This window comes from Pseudomonas abieticivorans (genome assembly GCF_023509015.1).
Lineage (GTDB): Bacteria > Pseudomonadota > Gammaproteobacteria > Pseudomonadales > Pseudomonadaceae > Aquipseudomonas > Aquipseudomonas abieticivorans.
The window spans coordinates 2,510,222-2,533,144 of sequence record NZ_CP094975.1; the positions used below are offsets into that span (position 1 = coordinate 2,510,222).

Consider the following 22,923-nt stretch of genomic DNA (forward strand, 5'->3'; position numbering starts at 1 on the left):
TTCTTGCAATAGGTATTGCAGGCTGCGTGCCAAAATCAAAAACACTTTAAAAATCAATAAAATCAATTACTTATAAATGAATGAAAAATCACTTGGCGCGCAAACCGCACGATCGCCCCGCCCGGCTCGGGCGATTTGCACGATCAGCTGGTGGTCTTGTTGGCAACCTTCAGCAAGTCGGCGTCCACGCCACGTACGCCGCGAATATTGCGGGCGATATCCACTGCCAAGGTTTTCTCCTCGCTGGTGGCCACCACGCCGTCCAGGTTGACCATGCCGCCCTTGGTATCGACGTTGATGCTCAGGCCATCCAGGTTGCGGCTATATAGAAGGCTGGCCTTGACCTTGCTGGTGATCCAGGCATCACTGATTGAATCCTCGGTACTCTTGGCGGCAGCCTCGGCTTTGGTGGTATTGGCATCGGCCGCGCCCAGGCTGATCAGGTTATTGACCTCGGTCACGCCGTCGGTGTTGGTGGCCAGGTCACCGGCCAACAGCTTGGCATCAGCTGTTTGCGCGTGGCCTTTGAGGGTGACCACGCCGTCCTTGGTATCGACGGTGGTGTCCAACGCTTGGGTCATGCTGTTCCACAACAACTTGGACTTGATGGTGGCCGTCAGCGTGGCGTCTTCCACGCGGCGGGAAATTGTCTGCGGGGCAGGGTTCTGCTCGGCCAGTGCCGGGTCGATGACCAATTGGTTGTCGACTTTGTTGATGCCGGAAGTATCCAGGGCAATCTGCTCGGCCAGCTCGCGGTCCACCTGGGTTTCCACCTGGCCTTTGAGCACGGCCGTGCCGTCATGCACGCCCACCTGAATCTTGAAGGGGCTCAAATGCTTGTTCAGGGCGAAGGAGGTCCAGATCGAACCCTCCTGGCGGGCAGCATCCAGTTGGCTGGCAACACTGCCCTGATCGGCCTGGGCCGCCTGCACGCCGCACGAAACCAAGCCCATTGGCAAAGTGACGGCGCAGGCCAGTGCGAGCTTTTTGAAAGGGTGCATGACTGTTCTCCACGATTCTTAAGCGTGAAGTAACGGTCGCAAGGGCTGTGCCAGCAGCGTCTATAAAAAATAAACGCAGGTTTTTCAGTCAGTTAGATTTAATGGGTGCAGATAGCTACCATGCACCCTGCCGAATCAATCAGAATCGACCATGCAACTTGCCCGATTATTCCGGGACTAAAGAAGACAAATCTCACAGGAGCGTAGGAAAATGGAATCTGGCACGGAACACCAAGGGCGCATTCTCTTGGTCGACGACGAGTCCGCCATCCTTCGCACCTTCCGCTATTGCCTGGAAGACGAAGGGTATAACGTGGCGACCGCCAACAGTGCGGCGCAAGCCGATGCGCTGTTGCAGCGGCAAGTGTTCGACCTGTGCTTCCTGGACCTGCGCCTGGGCGAAGACAACGGCCTGGACGTACTGGCCCAGATGCGTATCCAGGCACCTTGGATGCGGGTGGTGATCGTGACCGCGCACTCTGCTGTAGACACAGCCGTGGATGCCATCCAGGCAGGCGCAGCCGACTACCTGGTCAAGCCGTGCAGCCCCGATCAACTGCGCCTGGCCACCGCCAAGCAACTGGAAGTACGCCAACTGTCGGCGCGCCTGGAAGCGCTGGAAGGCGAGGTGCGCAAACCCAAGGATGGCCTGGACTCCCACAGCCCGGCCATGATGGTGGTGCTGGAAACCGCTCGGCAAGTGGCCAATACCGACGCCAACATTCTCATCCTGGGCGAGTCAGGTACCGGCAAAGGCGAACTGGCCCGCGCCATCCACGGCTGGAGCAAGCGCGCCAAGAAAGCCTGCGTGACCATTAACTGCCCTTCGCTGACCGCAGAACTGATGGAAAGCGAACTGTTCGGCCATAGCCGCGGCGCATTCACGGGTGCCAGCGAAAGCACCCTGGGCCGAGTTAACCAGGCCGACGGCGGCACGCTCTTTCTCGACGAAATTGGCGATTTTCCGCTCACGTTACAGCCAAAGTTGCTTCGATTCATTCAGGACAAAGAATACGAGCGCGTGGGCGACCCGGTCACTCGCCGCGCCGACGTGCGCATCCTCGCCGCCACCAACCTGAACCTGGAAGACATGGTGCGCGACGGCCGCTTCCGCGAAGACTTGCTGTACCGCCTGAACGTCATCACCCTGCACCTGCCGCCTTTGCGTGAGCGCAGCGAAGACGTTTTAGCCTTGGCCGATCGGTTCTTGGCGCGCTTCGTCAAGGAATACGCCCGACCGGCCCGCGGCTTCAGTGACGAAGCCCGGGCGGCACTGCTCAATTACCGCTGGCCGGGTAATATCCGCGAGCTGCGCAACGTGATCGAGCGGGCAAGCATCATCTGCAACCAGGAGCGCGTTGAGATCAGCCACTTGGGCATGGCCGAACAACCGGTCAACAACGCACCACGCATTGGCGCCGCGCTAAGCCTGGACGAATTGGAAAAAGCCCACATCGGCGCCGTGCTCGCCACCAGCGACACCCTTGACCAGGCGGCCAAGACGCTGGGCATCGATGCTTCCACCCTTTACCGCAAACGTAAGCAATACAACCTATGAAGCTTGCGATGAAGCTGCGCACTCGGTTGTTCCTGAGCATTTCGGCGCTGATCACCGTGGCGCTGCTGGGTTTGCTGCTCGGTTTAATCAGCGTCATCCAGATGGCCAAGACCCAGGAATCGCTGATCGCCGACAACTTCATCACCCTGGACCTGGGCCTCAAGCTGCGGCAGAGCCTGGGCGACCAGTTGATCATGATGCTCGACGACACACCCAACCGGGATGCCTTGGCCACCGCTCAAAAGCAGTTCCAAGACCTACTGACTCAGGGCATCCACCACGACGATCACCATGGCCAGACCGATGCCTTTACCCAGACCAGCAGCGACTACGATAAATTTCTGCAGGCCTACAACGAGACCCAGTTACCGGCCACCAAGCTCAACGACAACGAGCGCCTGAGTGATGCGTTCAATGTACTGCGCAATGGCCTGATAGATGCCCACAAGCGTGCCTTGAACAACATCAATGCCACCGAGAGCGAGGCACGCGAGCATGCCTTGGTGATCTCCGGCGTGCTGGGGCTGGTTGGCCTGGCGGTGTTGATCATCGGCTTCATCACCGCCCACGGCATTGCCCGGCGCTTCGGCCAACCGATCGAAGCGCTGGCCATGGCGGCCGACAATATCAGCGAAGGCAATTTCGAAGTGATACTGCCGGTGTCTGGCACCGCCGAGCTGAACCAGCTCACCCGCCGTTTCGGCAGCATGGCCGAGGCGCTGCGCAAGCATCAGGAAACCAATGTCGACGAGTTGCTCGCTGGGCAGCAGCGCTTGCAGGCGGTGCTCGACAGCATCGACGATGGCCTGCTGATGATCGACCGCCAAGGCCGCCTGGAGCATCTCAACCCCGTTGCCCAGCGCCAGTTGGGCTGGGAAGACGACCGCTTGGGCATGAGCCTTGGCGAAGCGCTGGGCCGCCCGGAACTGAACGACCAACTGACACTGATCCTGCGCGGCGGCAGCCTGGAGCGTGCACTGGAAGACTTGAGCTTTGAAGTCGACGGCGAGGCGCGCTTGCTGTCCTACAGCCTGACCCCCGTCAGCCATGTAGAAGGGCAAATCCTCGGTGCGGTGATGGTATTGCACGACGTCACCGAACAGCGTGCATTCGAACGGGTGCGCAGTGAGTTCGTCCTGCGTGCCTCCCACGAGCTGCGGACCCCGGTGACGGGTATGCACATGGCGTTTGGCCTGCTCCAGGAGCGCGTGCACTTCGCGCCGGAATCGCGCGAGGCCGACCTGCTGAGCACCGTCAACGAAGAAATGCAGCGCCTGATGCAGTTGATCAACGACCTGCTTAACTTCTCACGCTACCAGAACGGCCTGCAGAAGCTCACCCAGGCGCCGTGCAATATTCCCGAGCTGCTGGAGCGGGCTCACGCGCGCTTCATCCATCAGGCACAGGCGCTGGGTATCGAACTGCTGATCGAGCATCCGGACAACCTGCCGCGCCTGTTTGCCGACCAGGCCCAACTGGACAGGGTACTGGATAACCTGATCGACAACGCCTTGCGCCATACCCCGGAAAATGGCCGCATTCGCTTGCAGGCCAGGCGCCACGCCGAACGGGTCATCATCAGTGTCGAAGACAATGGCGAGGGCATTGCCTATGGCCAGCAAGGGCGGATCTTCGAGCCGTTCGTGCAGGTGGGTCGCAAAAAAGGTGGGGCAGGCTTGGGGCTGGCCCTGTGCAAGGAAATCGTGCAACTGCACGGTGGGCGCATGGGCGTGTATTCGCGGCCAGGGCAGGGCACCCAGTTCTACATGACGCTGCCGATGTGATCAGGCCTCATCGTCAATCCTTCGGCTGGCCAGGCGCCGACCTCGGGTGACCAGTTCGGTGAACTGACGGGCGTTAAGCGGGTGAGCAAACAGCCAACCTTGGCCGAAATTCACCCCTTCGCTATTGAGCAACAGCGCTTGGGCCTCGTACTCGATCCCTTCGGCGATCACCCGCAATTGCAAGGCATGGGCCATGCGAATGATATGCGGCGCGACGCCACTGCTGGCAGCGTCATGGCCCAGGGCATCGATAAATGCCTTGTCGATCTTCAGGCAATCCACCGGCAAAGTCTGCAAGTAAGCCAGGCTGCAATACCCCGTGCCAAAATCATCGATCAGCACCTGGTGCCCGACATCGCGCAAGGCTTGCAGGTTATCCCGCGCCACCACCACATCGATCAGCCCTCGCTCGGTCACCTCAAAGGCTATCTGCCGGGCACTCACCCGATGCAACGCCAGCAGGCGCGCCACCACCAAGCCGATGCGCGGGATCATCACATCGCAGGCGGCCAGGTTTACCGAGATATAGAGTTGTGGGTTGGAGCGCAGCAATTGCCCCAGTTGTTCAAGCAATTGCTGCAAGACAAAGTCAGTGATTTCACGAATCTGCCCGGTATTTTCCGCCAACGGTATGAACAGGTCGGGGCTGGTCAGCGTGCCATCCGGGCGACGCCATCGCACCAACGCTTCGGCACCCACGCATCGTCGGCTATTGAGATCGAAGATCGGCTGGTACAACACCTTCAACTCACCACGACGCAGGGCGCCTTGCAGCTCACCACTCAAGGAGCTGCGCTGGCGCGCCAGTTGCAGCACCAGCCAACCGACGAACGCCGCTATCAACAAGCTGGCGGGAAACAGCAGCCATAACCCCAGGTTCATCTTTGGCAGCAAACTGGTCCGGGGGGTAATCAACACCAGTTGGTAATCCGGCGACTTGGTCGACATGCGGTAAATAAGCTTGTCGTGGGTCACCAGCAGGGCCTCGCTGGAGGCCGGCGGCCAATCCCGCGTGGGAGGCCAGGGCTGTTCCGGGCCCAGCACCGGTACGGCACGGCGGCCTTTATCAAGCACCACCAACAGGCTGCCATTGGGCGGCAGATCGACCACATCGGTAAGGTGCCCGCGTGAAGTCGAGACGCGAAACTTGCCGCGGCCCAGCATCAGGGCGGCCAGGTTGTCGTTGGGCTGGGTGGTAGTGTTGAGCCAGTAGCTGTAGGTAGGGCCCTTGATATCCGGTGACCGGACTGTTTCGGCGCGCTCGCCCGGGCGATTGGAGCAGGACTGCTCGCCGTCGATAAACGAGGCTTCGAAGATGAATCGGTAATCGAAACCCACTTGCTGCAGCACGCTTTTCATCTTGGCGTCGCAACGGCGAAGCGGCTGCTCGTCGAGCTCATCGACGCCCTCGCGCAGCTGGCCAAATATCTGTTCAAGGCGCTCCAGAAAGCGTTCGCCGCGGGCATTCATCTGCTCGCTTTCGGCCTGTTCCAATTGATGCCAGACCAGCCCGAAACTCGCGCCAAGCAACAATGCCGCACTGACCACGACAGCGATCATCGCCAACAGCCAGGGGCGATGCAAAGCGCTGCGAAAACGCACGGAGGCGGAAGGCATGATGAATATCCAATTGAATACCAAAGGTATAGCAACTGGCTGGGAATTAGCCTGCCCCGTTGGGCAGACATCCTCACTTCATCGTGTTCAGTACCTGCAGGATCGCCGCTGTTTGCGCATCGGGCTCGCCATCGAAACGGCTTGGGCGAAAGTGCATCTGGAAAGCCGCCAGCGCATGGCGAGTCGCAACGTCCAGCTCGCCGGTCTGCGGGGTGCCGCTATAGCCAAAACGGGCCAGTTCCTGTTGAAACCAGGTAATACTCGGCAGGTTCACGTCAAAACGAGCCTTTTGCTGGGCCACCGCACGCTCATCCGGCCAGATGCCGAAGCCTTTTGCCGCCAACCGCTTCCACGGGAACATCGGGCCTGGGTCCTGCTTGCGCAGCGGCGCGATGTCACTGTGGCCGATCACATGACGCGGCTCGATGTGGTTGCGCTTGACGATATCGGCGAGCAACGCCTCGACAGCCTCTATCTGCCCTTCGGTATACGGATACCACACACGGCCCGTGGGAGTGTCACTGAAACCCGGGTTGACGATTTCGATGCCGATGGAGCTGGAGTTCAGCCAGGTGCGGCCCTCCCACTCACTTTCGCCGGCATGCCAGGCGCGCAAGTTTTCATCCACCAGTTGGTACACCGTGGGCGGGTTTACCCCAACCAGGTAATGGGCGCTGACCTCGCCATGGGTCAGCAAGGCCAAGGAGCGTTGTTCGGACGCAGAGGTATAGTGCATCACCACGAACTGGACGCGGTTGTCGTGGTTCACCGAAGGGTGGCTGCGGTCGATTTGCAGGCCGGTCGAGCAGCCCGCCAACAGCAACAGCAGCAAGGCACTGGTAAGCAGTTTCATAAAAAAACGACGATAACCTGATGGGCAGTAATGCAATAGCATAACGTACTGCCCGGCCGCCCTGTGGATTAAACAGCGGCAAAAAATGTCAGCCAAACGCCGCTGAGCGCCGATAATCAGCCGGGTTCGATGCGGTTACGGCCGCTGCTCTTGGCCCGGTACAACGCCTCGTCGGCACGTTTGAGCACCCATTCACTGCGTTCACCGGCGCGAAACGCGGCGATCCCGATCGATACGGTGATGGTGACGCGCTGGCCCTTGAAGTGGAAGGGACAGGCCTCGATGGCAGCGCGCATCAGGTCAGCCAGGCGCACGCCGTCTGGTAGTTGGGTGGCGGGGATCATCATGACGAACTCCTCGCCGCCAAAGCGCGCAATGAAGTCGCCAGGGCGCAGGCGCTTGCGCAATTCGTTAGCGATGATCTTCAGCACCTTGTCGCCGGCCAGGTGACCATAACTGTCGTTGATGCGCTTGAAATGATCCAGGTCGAGCATGGCCAGCAGCAAGTCGCCACCGCCCTGTTGCCAGCGCTCTACCTCCTGGTCCAGCCGCTCGGACCAGGCAGCGCGGTTGGGCAGGCCGGTCAGCGGGTCGATCAGGGCCTTCTGGCGCTGCTCCTCGAGGTGTTCACGGTAACCTTGGGCTTCCTGCTCCATGCTTGCCACCCGTTCGGCCAAGCCTTGCAGGCGCGTGGCAATCTCTTGCTCGCGGGCATCGCGCTCGCGCTGGTGGGTGTCCATGGTACCCAGCAGGCCCTCCAGGCGGTTATCCAGGATGTGCTTGAGGCTGTCGACGTCGGTGGCCTGCTGCACGCTGCTTTGCAGGTCATCGACGTGTTCGCGCAACTGGCTGTCCATGTCGCGGGCCGCCAGGCGGCTATCAGCGTGACCCTCGCTGGCCGCTTGCAGGTGACTCTGAAAAGAGTCGAGTCGCTCGTTGAGCTGCTTGAGGTAAACCTCGAAATCATGCTGGCCGCTGTCGTTGATCGCCAGCATCAGAGTTGCCAGGTCATCGAGGATCGGCAGCAACTCGTACCAGTTCAAACCGTGCTTGAGCCGCGCCTGCATGGCCTCGGCCTGGGGCCGGTGGCGCTCGGGCAGGGTCAGGTCATCGAGCAACCCGAGCAGGGTGTCTTCGATATGCGCGGCGACCGAGCTGTAGGAAGGCTCCGGGGAATCGGGCAGGGCGTAGTGCAGCTCCTCGTCCGAAGCTTGCGGGTCCATGGCGGCAATCGCCTCGGCCATCACGCTTGGCAGCGGCAGGCTGTCGAGAAATACCGGGGTAGCGGTCGCCTGGGGCGCGGCTTGGGGCTCGACGGGCTCGGCGTGTGGCTCGGGCGTTGCCGGCGGTGCTGGCGTTTGCGCCGCCTCTATCACCGCCGGCCCCTCAGGCGTCAGCGTGATAATGGGGGCCGGTTCCTGTGCAGGCTCCTGCAGTGGCTCAACCGCAGGCGTCGGCAGCAACTCGGCGGGAGCGACCACCAGCACCGGGGCGCTGGCAGCGGGCAACTCGGCGGCCACCTCAAGCTCAGGCGAAGCCTGCACCATGGGCGGCAAGTTGCCGTCTGCATCCGTCATCGCCGCCGGCTCGGCAGCAACCTCGCGGTGGCCAAACAGGCGCTGGAACAACCCTGGGCGGTCCTCGCCCTCGCTGGGTTCCAGTTGCGCCAGCGCCTGCCCCTGCAGATTGCTGAGCTCACTGAGCAGCAAAGGGATCTCGCGGCTTTGGCTGGCACGGTCCTCGACCTGCTTGGCGAACTTCTTCAGCGGCCGGCTCACGTCCTTGTGCAAGGGCAGGGTTTGCAACTGCGCCGCCAGCGCGGTCAATGCCGTGCTGATCTGACCGACGCGGGTCTCGCGACGCTGCTCGGAATCGAGCACGGCCTTTTCCAGGCGCGGGATCAAGCCGGCAAGCCCGGCGTCCATGTCATCGGTGCGCACGATCTCGCGCATTTCCTTCATGCACAGGTCGACAGCCTTGTCACTGCCTTCGGCAGCCAGAGTGCTGCGCACCAGACCGCGACGTAACAGGTCGAGACGGGCGTTCCAGCGCCGTTCGAGCTTGTCTTGCTGCTCGATGCTCTTGAGGTATTTTTCTTTCCAGCGCTGAGCTTCGTCGGTCATGCAAGGGGTCTGCGTGGTGGCGGGCTCAGCACGGGAAATGCGTCAGCCCTCAAGGAGTCGGGCAAGCGGATCTCTACCGCGACGGGCAGATGATCGGAAATCGGTTGGGCCAGCACCTGCACCCGTTCAAGGGTCAGGGTAGGGCTCAGGAGTATGTGATCAAGGCAACGCTTTGGTCGCCAGCTGGGGAACGTCGCCTCGATCTGCGGTGCCAGCAGGCCCAGGTCACGCAGGGGCGAGCTCAGCAGCAGGTCATTGGCGTGGGTGTTCATGTCGCCCATCAGGACCTGATGGCGGTAGCCGCCGATCAACTCACGAATGTAGGCCAATTGCCGGGTACGCACCTTGGCACCCAGCGCCAAGTGCATCATGACCACCACCAGGGCGTCTGGCCCTTCGCCGAAGCGCGCCAGGATAGCGCCACGGCCAGCCGGGCCGGGCAGGGGGTGGTCTTCAAGGCTCGCGGGGCGCAGGCGGCTGAGCACGCCATTGCTGTGCTGGGCCAGCTTGCCAAGGTTGCGGTTGAGCTGCTGGTACCAGTAGGGGAAAGCCCCGAGCTGGGCCAGGTACTCGACTTGATTGACGTAGCCCGAGCGCAGGCTGCCGCCGTCCACTTCCTGCAGCGCTACCAGGTCGAAGTCACCGAGCAGGGCGCCGATCTTTTGCAGGTTGTTGGCGCGGCCCACATGGGGCAGCACGTGCTGCCAACTGCGGGTCAGGTAGTGACGAAAGCGCTCGGTGCTGTTGCCGACCTGGATATTGAAGCTGAGCAGACGCAGGCGGCCGTCTTCGGGAAGGCCGCTGGCCAATAGATGGTGTTCGTTGACCTGCGCATCCGGCAGGCCAACCCCACGTTCAGTTCTCCAGCGAGGCACGATGGCCGCCCTGCCTGCTTACTTGGACGCGCTCTTCATGGCAGCGCGTTCCTTGGCGATCAACTGGTCAGCCACTTGCAGCGTCTGCTCTGGACCACCGGAGGTGCCCAGGTCGAAACGGTATTTGCCGTTGACGATCATGGTCGGTACGCCTGATACCTGGTAAGCCTGGGCCAGCGCCTTGTCCTTCTTGACCATGCCGGCCACGGCGAAGGAGTTGTAGGTTTCCAGGAACTTGTTCTTGTCCACGCCCTGGGTGACGAGGAAGTCCGCCATCTCTTCAGGGGTCTTGAACATCTTGTGTTCTTTGTGGATAGCGTCGAACACGGCGGTGTGGACCTTGTGCTCCACACCCATGGCTTCCAGGGTCACGAACATTTGCCCGTGTACGTCCCAGATGCCGCCGAACATGGCCGGGATACGCACGAAGTGCACGTCGGATGGCAGTTTCTCGATCCACGGGTTGATGGTCGGTTCAAAGGCGTAGCAGTGCGGGCAGCCATACCAGAACAACTCGACCACTTCGATCTTGCCCGGCTCGGAAACCGGCACGGCGCTCGACAGCTCGACATATTGCTTGCCAGCTTCCAGCGGCACGTCGGCGGCCTGGGCGGTGATGCCAAACAGGCTGGCAGCGACCAGGGCGACGCCGAGAATCAGATTACGCATGCTTTACTCCTGAGCAAAAAATAATCGCCTTGTTGCGACTGCCACTGAGACAGGTCGTAACAAGATTCAGTTCGCTAGTGTAACGGCAGATATGACGAAAAAGGGCGGCCGCCGCCACCCTTTTTGAATGTTTCATTTCGAGATGCGACGAAGACTCAGTGCAGCCCCTGCACGTAGGAGGCAATGGCTTCCATGTCTTTATTGCTCAATTTGGCAGCAATGCTGCGCATCACCATGGTGTCGCCGTCGTTGGTACGGTTGCCTTCGCGAAAGTCCGTCAGTTGCTTGGCAACGTACTGCGCGTGCTGGCCACTGAGGTGCGGGAAGCCGGCAGCAGCGTTGCCCGCGCCATTGGGCGAATGGCAACCGGTGCAGGCCGGCATGCCCTGGTCGAGCTTGCCACCGCGAAACAGCGCTTCGCCCTTGGCTACCAGGTTGGGGTCGGCGGCGCCCACGCTGCCTTTTTGGCTGGCGAAGTAGGCGGCAAGATCATCCAGATCCTGATCACTGAGGTTGGTCAAAAGGCCAGTCATTTCCAGCACTTGGCGCTTGCCCGACTTGATGTCGTGAAGCTGTTTGTCCAGGTAGCGTTCACCCTGGCCAGCCAGCTTGGGAAAATTGGGCGCCATGCTATTGCCATCGGGCCCGTGGCAGGCACCACAGACAGCGGCCTTGGCTTGCCCGGCAGCGGCATCCCCGGCCGCGTGGGCCGCTCCAGCCAGGCCCAGTGTCAACAGCAGACTCACTATTATTTTAGTCATCAGCTAATCCAACTACGGCTAAGGGTGAAAGATCGGCGCCGAAGCCTCGTGCCGCTCATCCAGTGAATGACGGCTTGGTAGTGTTCGGCACTGCAGTCCATGCACAATCCACGCGGCGGCATAGCCTTGTAACCCTGAACAACGTGCTGCAAACGCGAACTCACTCCCCGCGCGAGCCTTGGCACCCACGCGGCGGGTTTCGTTATGAAGACGCTAGCACCTGCCAGCCGTTTCGTCATAAAACGACGTGCATCAGGGCCAGGAACAGCATTCGCAGCAATCTGCAAGAGCCCCCTGTATGCTTCACCCTACGCTGGGACAAAGCACACACTAAATCTACGGCATTATATACTTACGCCCAAGAAACGGAAACGAACCGCCTGCCAGCCCCGAGCCTGGCACCGCCCACACCGGAAATCACATGCAAGTCAAAAACCCCATCCTCGGTCTGTGCCAACAGGCTACCTTCGCGCTCAGTGCCGCCAAAGTCGATCAGTGCCCTGACGACCTGGGCTTTGAAGTGGCCTTCGCCGGCCGCTCCAACGCCGGCAAATCCAGCGCCCTGAACACCCTGACCCACGCCAGCCTGGCCCGCACCTCGAAAACCCCGGGGCGTACCCAACTGCTGAACTTCTTTACCCTGGACGACGACCGCCGCCTGGTCGACCTGCCAGGTTACGGCTATGCCAAGGTGCCGATCCCGCTCAAGCAGCACTGGCAGCGCCACCTGGAAGCCTACCTGGGCAGCCGTGAAAGCCTGAAGGGCCTGATTTTGATGATGGACATCCGTCATCCAATGACCGACTTCGACCAACTGATGCTGGACTGGTCGATCGCCAGCAAGATGCCCATGCATATCCTGCTGACCAAGGCCGACAAGCTGACCTACGGCGCGGCCAAGAACACCTTGCTCAAGGTGCAGTCGGAAATCCGCAAGGGCTGGGGTGATGCCGTGAGCATCCAGTTGTTCTCCGCGCCCAAGCGCATGGGCCTGGAAGACGCCTATGCTGTATTGGCACGCTGGATGGAACTGCCGGACAAGGTCGAGGAATAACGCAAGCGCCTGCCGTTCGCTCAAACGGCAGGCAAAAAAAACCCCGGACTTCGTATGGGGAGGGGGAAGTTCGGGGTTCAAGGTCCGGACCGCTAGGGCGGGGTCCAGATTTATCTGCCAACACTTAACACAACATAGGAGCATCGAACGGCTTCACCAGCCATTCAGTTACTCTGAGTCGTGGTTCACGGGTTTAGTTCCGCAAAAGGTTCAAATCAGTTTGGTCTAAATGTGTCGATTTTCAGAACCGAGGTGTCTGGTTCGCGGATGAATCCGCTCCTACAGGAGCTTATTCATCCGCGAAGGCGTCACTCGATCAGTGAGCCTCATCCCAGTTATTACCCACGCCTACCTCCACCAGCAGCGGTACATCCAGTTGCGCGGCACCGCTCATGTGCGGCCGAATCTCAGCGCTGATCTGCTCGACCAGGTCCTCGCGAACCTCCAGCACCAATTCATCGTGCACCTGCAAAATGACGCGGGCATCCAGCCCGGAATCAGTCAGCCATTGGTCGACCGCCACCATCGCGCGCTTGATGATGTCAGCCGCGGTGCCTTGCATCGGAGCGTTGATCGCAGTGCGTTCGGCGCCTTTGCGCAAGGCCGGGTTCTTGGCATTGATTTCCGGCAGGTACAGGCGCCGGCCAAACAGGGTTTCCACGTAGCCTTGTTCGGCCGCCTGGGCGCGGGTGCGCTCCATGTACTCGAGCACGCCAGGGTAGCGGGTGAAGTATCGGTCGATGTAGGCCTGGGACTGTTTGCGGTCCACGCCGATCTGCTTGGCCAGGCCGAAGGCGCTCATGCCGTAGATCAGGCCGAAGTTGATGGCCTTGGCGCTGCGACGCTGGTCGGTGGTAACGCCTGAAAGCTCCACGCCAAACACTTCGGCGGCTGTCGCGCGGTGCACGTCTAGGTCATTGCGGAAGGCGTGCAGCAAGCCTTCGTCCTTGGCCAGGTGGGCCATGATCCGCAGCTCGATTTGCGAGTAGTCCGCCGCCAGCAGCTTGTAGCCGGCCGGCGCCACGAACGCCTGGCGGATCCTGCGCCCTTCGGCGGTGCGGATCGGGATGTTCTGCAGGTTAGGGTCGCTGGACGACAAACGCCCAGTTGCCGCCACGGCCTGGTGGTATGAGGTATGGATACGCCCGGTGCGTGGGTTGATCTGTTCGGGCAAGCGGTCGGTGTAGGTACTTTTCAGCTTGCTCATGGAGCGGTACTGCATCAGCACCTTGGGCAGCGGGAAGTCCAGTTCGGCCAGTTCCGCCAGCACGGCCTCGGCGGTCGAAGCCTGGCCCTTGGCCGTTTTATTGAGCACCGGCATGCCGAGTTTTTCGTAAAGGATCGCGCCTAACTGCTTGGGCGAGCCCAGGTTGAACTCCTCGCCGGCGATCTCGAAAGCCTCACGCTCCAGGGCGACCATTTTATCGCCCAACTCGACGCTCTGGATGCCCAGCAGCTTGGCATCGACCAGCGCGCCCTGGCGCTCGATCTTGGCCAGCACCGGCACCAGGGGTATTTCGATGTCCTTGAGTACGGTTTCGAGGGTCGGGATGGCCGCCAGCTTTTTCTGCAGGTGCAGGTGCAGGCGCAGGGTAATGTCAGCGTCTTCCGCGGCGTAAGGGCCGGCCTGCTCCAAGGCGATCTGGTCGAAGGTCAACTGCTTGGCACCTTTGCCGGCGATGTCCTGGAAACCGATGGTGGTGTGGCTCAGGTATTTGAGCGCCAGGCTGTCCATGTCATGGCGGGTGGCGGTGGAATCCAGCACGTAGGATTCCAGCATGGTGTCGTAGGCAACACCCTGCACATTGATACCGTTCGTCTGATCACCACCGATGGCACAGTTGGCCAGGATGTTCATGTCGTACTTGGCATGCTGGCCGACCTTGAGCTTGCTCGGGTCTTCCAGCAGCGGCTTGAGTGCCCGCAACACACTATCGCGGTCCAGTTGTTCCGGCACGCCCATGTAGGAATGGGTCAGCGGGAGATACGCAGCCTCGAACGGCTTGACCGCAAACGACAGCCCCACCAATTGCGCTTGTTGCGCATCCAGGCCGGTGGTTTCGGTGTCGAAGGCAAACAGCTCGGCGTTTTTCAGCTTTTCCAGCCAGACGTCGAAACGGGCCTGGTCGAGGATAGTTTCGTACAGGGTCTCGACCAGCGCCACAGGCTCTTCGGCGACAGGGGCGGCGACCACCGCGTCACCGGCACGCTTGGCATCGCGCTGCACTTCATCGACCCAGCTTTTGAACTCAAGCTCACTGTACAGCGCCAGCAAGGCCTCACGGTCAGGCTCACCACACATCAGCGCATCCACTTCGACGTCCAGCGGCACGTCGCACTTGATGGTTGCCAGCTGGTACGACAGAAATGCCATGTCCCGGTGTTCTTCAAGCTTGGCCGCCAGCGTCTTGGCGCCGCGGATCGGCAGGGCCGCGACCTTGTCCAGGTTGGCGTACAACTCGGCCAGGCCACCACCAATACCTACCAGCAGGCCTACGGCGGTCTTTTCACCCACGCCAGGCACGCCAGGAATGTTATCGACCTTGTCGCCCATCAGCGCCAGGTAGTCGATGATGTGCTCGGGCCCCACGCCGAATTTTTCCTTCACGCCCTCGATGTCCATGACACTGCCGGTCATGGTATTGACCAGGGTCACATGGCCATCCACCAGTTGCGCCATGTCCTTGTCGCCGGTGGAGATCACCACCGGGCGGCTGGCGGCCGCACTGCTGCGCGCCAGGGTGCCGATCACATCGTCGGCCTCGACGTTGTCCACGCACAGCAACGGGTAGCCCAGCGCGCGAACGCTGGCATGCAGCGGCTCGACCTGCACGCGCAGGTCGTCGGGCATGCTCGGGCGGTTCGCCTTGTAGTCGGCGTACATTTCATCGCGGAACGTGCCACCCTTGGCGTCGAACACGACGGCGAAGGGGCTATCCGGATACTGCTTGCGCAGGCTCTTGAGCATGTTCAACACGCCCTTTACCGCGCCGGTCGGCAGGCCCTTCGACGTAGTCAGTGGCGGCAGCGCGTGAAAGGCGCGGTACAGGTAGGAAGAACCGTCCACCAGGACGAGAGGCGCTTGGCTCATGAGTTGAATCAACCTTTTCGACGGGTCCGGCGTTAGAATGGCCGGAACGTTGACGACAAAGGGACAAGGTTATCATGCGAATACCCAATCGCCTGTTGCTGTCCAGCCTGTTGGTTGCCTGTCCGATTGCCGCATTGGCAGCTGACGACGCGCCATCAGCCGATCCGGATGTCACTATTCGCCAGGACGGCGACAAATTCATTCAGGAATATCGACAAAACGGCTTCCTGTATGCGATCAAGGTCACGCCGAAGCATGGCAAACCGTATTTCCTGGTGCGAGCGGATGGCACCGATGCCAACTTCATCCGCTCCGACCAACCGGACATGCTGATCCCGGCATGGACGATATTCGAGTGGTAAGGCTGCACCCTTAACTTCAACCGGGCCCCGCCAAGGCGGGGCCAGTATGGGCACATTTTCACATGTCAGTGTTTACACCCCTGTCTCGGCCAGAGCTTGAAACCTTTCTCGCACCTTATGGCCTTGGCCGTCTGCGTGACTTCCAGGGGATTGCCGCCGGAACCGAAAACAGCAATTTCTTTATCAGCCTGGAAAAAGGCGAGTTCGTTCTGACCCTGGTCGAGCGCGGCCCGGTCCAGGATTTGCCGTTTTTCATCGAACTGCTCGACGTGCTGCACGAAGCCGACCTGCCGGTGCCCTATGCCCTGCGCACCACCGACGGCGTAGCCCTGCGCGAATTGGCCGGCAAGCCAGCACTGCTGCAGCCGCGCCTGCCGGGCAAGCACATCAAGGAACCCAATGCCCAGCATTGCGTGCAAATGGGTGAGTTTCTCGGCCATATCCACTTGGCTACCCGTGGCCACGTGCTGACGCGCAAGACTGACCGGGGCCTGGACTGGATGCTCGAAGAGGGCGACCGCCAACTGGCGATGCTCGACAGTGGTGCCGGGCAGTTACTGCGCGATGCCCTGGCCGAGATCGGCCACTACAAGGAACGCATCCTGGCCCTGCCACGGGCCAACCTGCATGCCGACCTGTTTCGCGACAACGCAATGTTCGAAGGCACGCACCTGACCGGTGTGATCGACTTCTACAACGCCTGCTCGGGGCCGATGCTGTATGACTTGGCGATCTCGCTGAACGACTGGTGCTCGGACGATAGCGGCAAGATCGACGCCGTTCGCGCCCGTGCAATGCTCGGCGCCTATGCTGCGCTGCGCCCGTTCACCGCTGCCGAAGCCGAGCTGTGGCCGGTGATGCTGCGGGTGGCGTGCGTACGCTTCTGGCTGTCGCGGCTGGTGGCAGCCCAGGCCTTTGCCGGCATGGACGTGTTGATTCACGACCCGGGTGAGTTCAAGCACCGTCTGGCGTTGCGCCAGAAGGTAGAGATTGCTTTGCCGTTTGCCTTGTAAGGCCCGATCGCTTGGTGCGCGGATGAATCCGCTCCAGTAGGAGCGGATTCATCCGCGAAAAGCCTCTAAAGCTGCTCCAGGCACCCGGCAAAATCATTACCCAGCTTTTCCATCAACTGCTCATAGCCACGCGGGCTGGCTTCGTTGAAGCCACCCAGGCCATCCAGTTCGGCCAGGCGCACCGGCAAGCCGGCGGTCAGCGTTTCGGCCAACCGCGGGCGGGCAGGCGGCTCGCTGAACACGCACGACTTGCCCGCTTCCTGCAGACGCGCGCGCATCGCTGCCACGTGTTGGGCGCCGGGCTGCACTTCGGCGGCCACGCTGAATACACCGGTGTGCTTCAGGCCGTAGGCGTCTTCGAAATAATCAAAACCCTCGTGGAACACGAAATAGGGCTTGCCGGCCACGCCCGCGACACGGGCCTTGATCCGGCCATCCAACGCGTCCATACGCTCATCGAACAGCTTGGCATTGCTCTGATAGCGCGCGGCATTGGTCGGGTCGGCCTGGCTCAGGTCGGCAGCCATGCGCGCCGCGATCACCCTTGCGTTGACGGTGGACAGCCACAGGTGCGAGTCCAAGCTGCCTGGGCGGTGGTCATGGTCATGTTCGTCCGGGTCTTCGGCGTGGGAGGCGCTGTCGGCGGCGAAACGGCGCAGATGCAGGCCCGGCAGCTCCTCGACCTTGACCGTCGGCTTGCTGCGATTTTTCAGCACCTGGGGCAAAAACCCTTCCATGTCCGGGCCGATCCAGTACACCAGGTCTGCATCGCCCACGCGGCGCACGTCAGAGGGGCGCAGGGCATAGTGGTGAGGTGAGGCGCCAGGCGGCAACAGCACCTCTGGAGCGCTCCCGGAACCTTCCTGCACGGCAGCAGCAATCAACTGCAGCGGCTTGATGCTGGTGAGCACCCGAACCTCGGCCTGGGCAGGCAGCGCAATGACAACGCTGGCGAAAAAAGCGACAGAAAGGGCAAAAAGTCGGGACACAATGACCACTCAAGGGGGCGGGAACAGGTAATATAATAACGTCTCCAACAGAAATCGTCGCCGCTCATGCCTAAAACACCGCTGGCCAGCCTCCCACACGACCACTCGCATTGCGTGCACAGCGCCTTGTCCGAGGCCGACACCATCTGCGCGCGCCTGGGCTTGCGCCTTACCGCCCTGCGCCGTCGCGTTCTCGAACTGGTCTGGCAGAGCCACAAGCCACTGGGTGCCTACGACATCCTGGCCGTGCTCAGCGAGCAAGACGGCCGCCGCGCGGCACCGCCCACGGTGTACCGCGCGCTGGATTTCCTGCTGGAAAACGGCTTGGTGCATCGCATTGCCTCGCTCAACGCCTTCATCGGCTGCAACCACCCCGAGCATGCGCACCAGGGCCAGTTCCTGATCTGCCGCGAGTGCCACGTGGCGGTCGAGCTGGAACAAAAGACCATCAGCGAAGCCATCGTCAAGAGCGCTCGCGACGTGGGCTTCGTGGTAGAGGCCCAAACGGTCGAAGTGGTCGGGGTGTGCTCGGCCTGCCGGGCAGCCTGATGGACAACTCGCTGATCCGCCTGGAGCAGGTGGGGGTGACCTTTGCCGGGCAAAACATCCTCGACAGCATTCACCTGAGCGTCAAACCTGGCGAAATCGTCACCTTGATCGGCCCCAACGGCGCCGGCAAAACCACCCTGGTGCGCGCGGTACTCGGCCTGCTCAAGCCCGACAGCGGCAGCGTGTGGCGCAAACCCAAGCTGCGCATTGGCTACATGCCGCAAAAATTGCACGTAGACCCGACCCTGCCACTTTCGGTATTTCGTTTCTTGCGCCTGGTGCCGGGGGTGGATCGCAAGGCAGCCATGGCGGCATTGGACGAAGTGGGCGCGGTACAGGTCATCGACAGCCCTATCCAGACGATTTCCGGGGGTGAAATGCAGCGTGTGCTGCTGGCCCGGGCGCTGTTGCGCGAGCCAGAGTTGCTGGTGCTCGACGAACCGGTGCAGGGTGTCGATGTGGCCGGCCAGGCCGAGCTGTACAGCCTGATCACCCGCCTGCGCGATCGCCATGGCTGCGGCGTGCTGATGGTGTCCCACGACCTGCACCTGGTGATGAGCACCACCGACCAGGTGGTGTGCCTGAACCGCCACGTATGCTGCTCGGGGCACCCAGAGCAGGTCAGCGGTGACCCGGCCTTCGTCGAACTGTTCGGCTCCCATGCGCCGAGCCTGGCGGTGTACCACCACCATCACGACCACGCCCACGACCTGCACGGCGAGGTGGTGGCCGACGCCCCGAAAAAACTCACGCCCTATACCCCTCATGTCCATGGAGACGACTGCACGCATGGCTGATTTTCTGCTTTACGCCCTGCTGGCGGGTCTTTCATTGGCTGTGGTCGCCGGCCCCCTGGGCTCATTCGTGGTGTGGCGGCGCATGGCCTACTTTGGCGACACCCTCAGCCACGCCGCCTTGCTTGGCGTGGCCCTGGGCTTTGTGCTGGATGTCAGCCCGGCCCTGGCAGTCACGGTGGGTTGCCTGCTGCTGGCCATCCTGTTGGTGACCTTGCAGCAGCGCCAACCGCTGGCCTCTGACACCCTGCTGGGGATTCTGGCCCCCAGCACGCTGTCCCTGGGCCTGGTAGTGCTGAGCTTCATGCACGATGTGCGCATCGACCTGATGAGCTACCTGTTTGGCGACCTGCTTGCCATCAGCCCCACCGACCTTGCCTGGATCATCGGCGGCAGTGCGGCGGTGCTGGTGTTGATTACAGTGCTGTGGCGGCCCTTGCTGGCGGTGACCGTGCACGAAGAACTGGCCCGCGTCGAAGGCTTGCCGGTGGCTGCGCTGCGCATGACCCTGATGCTGTTGATTGCCATCGTGATCGCGGTGGCGATGAAAATTGTCGGCGTGCTGCTGATCACCTCCTTGCTGATCATCCCGGCCGCCGCCGCCCAACGCCACGCGCGCTCACCTGAGCAAATGGCCTTGGGCGCCAGTATCCTAGGGGTCGTCGCAGTGTGTGGCGGCCTGGCCATGTCCTGGTTCAAGGATACCCCTGCAGGCCCCTCAATCGTGGTCTGCGCCGCTACACTGTTCTTGTTGAGCTTTGTCCTACCGCGCCGCCAATAGCGGTGTTTGGCCACAGGTTATTTTCGACGCGCCGGCCAAGGTGTAGACTTGCTCGTTTTTTGCGCAAATAGAGAGTCGCAGGAATGAAGCCGTTCGCCTCCCGTTATCTGCTCCTCGCCGCATTTTCCCTGGTGTTGGCTGCCTGTCAGAGCAAACCGACCGAGCCGCCCACAGCGCCGGTACCGGATGCCTACCTGCAGGTACAGCAAAATATCGCCAGCGGAGAACTGGCCACCGCCGAAGATCAGTTGGCCACCCTGCAAAAGCAGGCACCCGATGATCCACGCCTCGAACCCTACCAGCGCCAACTGGCCGAGGCATACCTGCAACGCAGCCAGATCGTGTTGCAGAAGGGTGACGTGAACGCTGCGGCGACCGCCTTGGCGCGCGCCCGCGCACTCATGCCAAAGGCTCCGGCCCTGGGTGGTGCAGGCAACAATACGGTCAGCGATGCGCGCAAGGCGGAATTGGACAAAGCCGAAGCGGCCTTGAAAGAGGCAGAAGCACGGCCAGCCGCCAAGGTCATCGACCCCTCCGCCGAGAGTACGCCGGTGACGCTTAACGTCACGGATATTGGCAAGTTACGCAGGCAACTGGACGATATCGCCACCGATATCGTCAATTACCAGTGCGATGTCAGCCTTCAGGTGCCGCGCACTCAGGACGTGGCGTGGTTGACCACCTTGTTGAAAAAGCGCGTAACGAAACTGGCGCCCGACCTGCAATGGCAGTTCGAGCACCAGATCATCCGTAACCAGCACGCACAGGTCGTGCTGAGCCCGCGCAAGCCCTGATATCAGGCCGGGATCGCTTTGGCCTTGGCCTCGCGATCCCAGGTCCGATGCTTGGCAATGGCAGCGATGAAGGCCTTGCGGGTCTTATCATCGTCGCCGATCACCAAACCTGCATCGGCGTCCAGGTGCAGCTTGTCGAGCAAGGGCTTGGCATCAGTGCTGGCGCCGATGGCCTTCAAATGCTTGTAGGCCTCCAGCAGGAAATGCAACGCCACACCGTTACCACTCAAAGCTTGTACCGAAGCTTTGCCACCCGGCACCCACACGGCATCGAACGCCACCGACGGCAGGCCCTCGGCCGAGGCATCGACCGGCAGCGACTTGCCATCGGCAGTCTTCACCGGCGCCGAGGTTGGCCCCAACACCTTCGCATGCGCACCCTCTGCAGCCAGTGCCGCCTTCAGCGCATCGATGGCTTTTGCATCCACCCCATCGGCTACCAGGATGGCGACCTTGCGCGTCTTGATGTCACCCGACAGCAGATTCAACTGGCTCAGCGCCGGTGATGCCTTGAGCGTCATGCTCTTGGTGTCCACGGTGCCGGCTTTAGGCGCGGGCAGGCCAAGGTTGGCGGCCACCCGCGCTGCCAGGTCCAGGTCAATGTTGGCGAGGATCTCGTTCACTTGGCGGGCGCGAATGTGCTCACGCTCGACCTTGCCCAATTCGAAACTGTAGGCCGCGATGATGTGCTCCTGCTCGGGCTTGCTCATGCTGTGGAAAAACAGCCGGGCCTGGGAGAAGTGGTCACCAAACGAAGGGCTACGCTCGCGTACCTTGTGTGCCTCGATACGCTCCGGATAGCTCTCGAAGCCGCCATCCTGAGCAGCCGCGGGCGTTTCTTTCGGCCAACCGCCATCGATCGAATTGGGCTCGTAGGAAGCGCGCCCCTTGTCGATGGTTACTCGATGTTGCGCGTCACGCTGGCCACTGTGGTTCGGTGCGATTGGGCGGTTGATCGGGATCTCATGGAAGTTCGGCCCACCGAGACGGCTGATCTGGGTGTCGGTGTAGGAAAACAGCCGACCTTGCAGCAGCGGATCGTTGGAAAAGTCGATGCCCGGCACGATATGCCCCGGGCAGAACGCCACTTGTTCGGTCTCGGCAAAGTAGTTGTCCGGGTTGCGGTTGAGCACCATCTTGCCCAGCACCGTCACCGGCACCAACTCCTCGGGGAGCAGTTTGGTGGGGTCGAGCAGATCGAATTCGAACTTGTGCTCGTCCTCTTCGGGGATGATCTGTACGCCCAACTCCCACTCGGGGTAATCGCCCATCTCGATGGACTCCCACAAGTCGCGGCGGTGGAAATCAGTGTCTTTGCCGGCAAGCTTCTGCGCTTCGTCCCACACCAGCGAGCACACGCCCTGCTTGGGTTTCCAGTGGAATTTAACGAAGCTGGACTTACCTTCGGCATTGATCAGGCGGAAGGTGTGGATGCCAAACCCTTCCATGGCCCGCAAGCTTTTCGGAATGGCCCTGTCCGACATGGTCCAGATCACCATGTGCGCCGACTCCGGCACCAGCGAAACAAAGTCCCAGAAGGTGTCATGGGCCGAGCCGCCGGTGGGGATCTCGTTGTGTGGTTCAGGCTTAACTGCGTGGACAAAGTCGGGGAACTTGATGGCATCCTGGATGAAAAACACCGGCATGTTGTTGCCTACCAGGTCGAAATTGCCTTCCTCGGTAAAGAACTTCACGGCAAAGCCACGTACGTCACGCACTGTGTCGCCTGAACCGCGGGGGCCCTGCACGGTGGAAAAGCGCACGAACACCGGGGTGACTTTCGCCGGGTCTTGCAGGAAGCCAGCCTTGGTCAGCGCGCTATGCGCCTCGTAGGTTTGAAAGTAGCCATGGGCGCCGGTGCCACGGGCATGCACGATGCGCTCGGGAATGCGTTCGTGGTCAAAGTGGGTGATCTTCTCGCGCATGATGAAGTCTTCGAGCAGCGAAGGCCCGCGCGAGCCAACTTTCAGGGTGTTCTGGTTGTCACTGACCTTGACGCCTTGATTGGTGCGCAAAGCCTGCCCGGTCGCATCCGAACGGAACTGTTCCAGGCTGTCGAGCTTGGGGTTGGTGTTGCCACGGTCCAGGGTGTCGGTTCCGGCGGCCTGGCTTTGCCCGGTAACGGGCTTGTTCTTTTTCATCTTGCCTAATCTCCTCATAGACGACGGCCCCTATTGCTGGGGCTGTGCAAGCAAACCTTCCCTGATCACGTGGGCAAGGAAGCGCGGGATACTAGGTAGTGACTGGGGTGGTTT

At 61.3% G+C, this 22,923-nt stretch carries 19 protein-coding genes and 1 pseudogene; 9 read left to right on the forward strand and 11 right to left on the reverse strand.

Annotation, left to right across the window (positions count from 1 at the left end; genetic code table 11):
• Window positions 1–143 precede the first annotated feature (143 nt).
• Window positions 144–1,001, reverse strand: coding sequence for a BON domain-containing protein (locus L9B60_RS11230; RefSeq protein WP_438866094.1), 858 nt, complete (start codon window positions 999–1,001; stop codon window positions 144–146).
• A 211-nt stretch (window positions 1,002–1,212) separates the two neighbouring features.
• On the opposite strand from L9B60_RS11230, the gene algB reads away from it, so the two are divergent.
• Both algB and L9B60_RS11240 read left to right on the forward strand, forming a co-directional pair.
• The gene (gene algB, locus L9B60_RS11235; RefSeq protein WP_249678580.1) at window positions 1,213–2,559 is read left to right on the forward strand and encodes a sigma-54-dependent response regulator transcription factor AlgB; all 1,347 of its coding nucleotides are present in this window, start codon (window positions 1,213–1,215) and stop codon (window positions 2,557–2,559) included.
• A complete protein-coding gene (locus L9B60_RS11240) occupies window positions 2,556–4,343 on the forward strand; it encodes a KinB sensor domain-containing domain (RefSeq protein ID WP_249678581.1) in 1,788 nt (595 codons plus the stop codon). Before algB ends, L9B60_RS11240 begins: the two co-directional genes overlap by 4 nt.
• Here L9B60_RS11240 and L9B60_RS11245 read toward each other — a convergent pair whose 3' ends face one another.
• The 7 genes and pseudogenes from L9B60_RS11245 to L9B60_RS11275 form a co-directional block, all read right to left on the reverse strand.
• Window positions 4,344–5,960 (reverse strand): EAL domain-containing protein, encoded by a 1,617-nt coding sequence (locus L9B60_RS11245; protein WP_249678599.1) that lies wholly within the window; start codon window positions 5,958–5,960, stop codon window positions 4,344–4,346.
• A gap of 73 nt (window positions 5,961–6,033) precedes the next feature.
• A complete protein-coding gene (locus tag L9B60_RS11250) occupies window positions 6,034–6,813 on the reverse strand; it encodes an N-acetylmuramoyl-L-alanine amidase (RefSeq protein WP_249678600.1) in 780 nt (259 codons plus the stop codon).
• A 116-nt stretch (window positions 6,814–6,929) separates the two neighbouring features.
• Window positions 6,930–8,936, reverse strand: a complete 2,007-nt coding sequence (locus L9B60_RS11255; RefSeq protein WP_249678602.1) for a GGDEF domain-containing protein — start codon at window positions 8,934–8,936, stop codon at window positions 6,930–6,932.
• Window positions 8,933–9,811: an endonuclease/exonuclease/phosphatase family protein gene (locus L9B60_RS11260; protein WP_438866095.1), complete on the reverse strand. Its 879-nt coding sequence runs from the start codon at window positions 9,809–9,811 to the stop codon at window positions 8,933–8,935. The genes L9B60_RS11255 and L9B60_RS11260 overlap by 4 nt, the downstream gene beginning before the upstream one ends.
• A gap of 18 nt (window positions 9,812–9,829) precedes the next feature.
• Window positions 9,830–10,480: a thiol:disulfide interchange protein DsbA/DsbL gene (locus L9B60_RS11265; protein WP_249678603.1), complete on the reverse strand. Its 651-nt coding sequence runs from the start codon at window positions 10,478–10,480 to the stop codon at window positions 9,830–9,832.
• Between the two features lie 155 nt (window positions 10,481–10,635).
• Window positions 10,636–11,241 (reverse strand): c-type cytochrome, encoded by a 606-nt coding sequence (locus L9B60_RS11270; RefSeq protein WP_249678605.1) that lies wholly within the window; start codon window positions 11,239–11,241, stop codon window positions 10,636–10,638.
• Window positions 11,241–11,435 (reverse strand): annotated as a pseudogene (locus L9B60_RS11275) (c-type cytochrome); the annotation flags it as partial. The pseudogene L9B60_RS11275 and the gene L9B60_RS11270, both read right to left, overlap by 1 nt.
• A gap of 227 nt (window positions 11,436–11,662) precedes the next feature.
• Between L9B60_RS11275 and yihA the strand changes: the two are divergent.
• Complete coding sequence (gene yihA / locus L9B60_RS11280) at window positions 11,663–12,295, forward strand: ribosome biogenesis GTP-binding protein YihA/YsxC (RefSeq protein WP_249678607.1); 633 nt, start codon at window positions 11,663–11,665, stop codon at window positions 12,293–12,295.
• Between the two features lie 316 nt (window positions 12,296–12,611).
• On the opposite strand, the gene polA is transcribed toward yihA, so the two are convergent.
• A complete protein-coding gene (gene polA, locus L9B60_RS11285) occupies window positions 12,612–15,386 on the reverse strand; it encodes a DNA polymerase I (RefSeq protein WP_249678609.1) in 2,775 nt (924 codons plus the stop codon).
• 74 nt (window positions 15,387–15,460) lie between these two features.
• On the opposite strand from polA, the gene L9B60_RS11290 reads away from it, so the two are divergent.
• Together L9B60_RS11290 and L9B60_RS11295 are read left to right on the forward strand one after the other, a co-directional pair.
• Window positions 15,461–15,748 carry a DUF2782 domain-containing protein gene (locus L9B60_RS11290; RefSeq protein ID WP_249678611.1) on the forward strand — a complete coding sequence of 96 codons (288 nt, stop codon included), beginning with the start codon at window positions 15,461–15,463 and terminating at the stop codon, window positions 15,746–15,748.
• A 62-nt stretch (window positions 15,749–15,810) separates the two neighbouring features.
• Window positions 15,811–16,761: a homoserine kinase gene (locus tag L9B60_RS11295; RefSeq protein WP_249678613.1), complete on the forward strand. Its 951-nt coding sequence runs from the start codon at window positions 15,811–15,813 to the stop codon at window positions 16,759–16,761.
• 65 nt (window positions 16,762–16,826) lie between these two features.
• On the opposite strand, the gene L9B60_RS11300 is transcribed toward L9B60_RS11295, so the two are convergent.
• Window positions 16,827–17,750, reverse strand: a complete 924-nt coding sequence (locus tag L9B60_RS11300; protein ID WP_249678614.1) for a zinc ABC transporter substrate-binding protein — start codon at window positions 17,748–17,750, stop codon at window positions 16,827–16,829.
• Window positions 17,751–17,816: 66 nt separating this feature from the next.
• Here L9B60_RS11300 and zur point away from each other — a divergent pair, with 66 nt between their 5' ends.
• From zur to L9B60_RS11320, 4 genes are all read left to right on the forward strand, one after another.
• On the forward strand, window positions 17,817–18,299 hold the full coding sequence (gene zur / locus L9B60_RS11305) for a zinc uptake transcriptional repressor Zur (protein ID WP_249678616.1): 483 nt from the start codon (window positions 17,817–17,819) through the stop codon (window positions 18,297–18,299).
• Window positions 18,299–19,096 (forward strand): zinc ABC transporter ATP-binding protein ZnuC, encoded by a 798-nt coding sequence (gene znuC, locus L9B60_RS11310; protein ID WP_249679714.1) that lies wholly within the window; start codon window positions 18,299–18,301, stop codon window positions 19,094–19,096. Before zur ends, znuC begins: the two co-directional genes overlap by 1 nt.
• Window positions 19,089–19,874, forward strand: coding sequence for a zinc ABC transporter permease subunit ZnuB (znuB, locus tag L9B60_RS11315; protein ID WP_249678618.1), 786 nt, complete (start codon window positions 19,089–19,091; stop codon window positions 19,872–19,874). Before znuC ends, znuB begins: the two co-directional genes overlap by 8 nt.
• An 83-nt stretch (window positions 19,875–19,957) precedes the next feature.
• Window positions 19,958–20,668 (forward strand): PA5502 family lipoprotein, encoded by a 711-nt coding sequence (locus L9B60_RS11320; protein ID WP_249678620.1) that lies wholly within the window; start codon window positions 19,958–19,960, stop codon window positions 20,666–20,668.
• 2 nt (window positions 20,669–20,670) lie between these two features.
• Here the strand turns inward: L9B60_RS11320 and katE are convergent, their stop codons facing one another.
• A complete protein-coding gene (gene katE, locus L9B60_RS11325; protein ID WP_249678622.1) occupies window positions 20,671–22,809 on the reverse strand; it encodes a catalase HPII in 2,139 nt (712 codons plus the stop codon).
• Window positions 22,810–22,923: the final 114 nt, after the last annotated feature.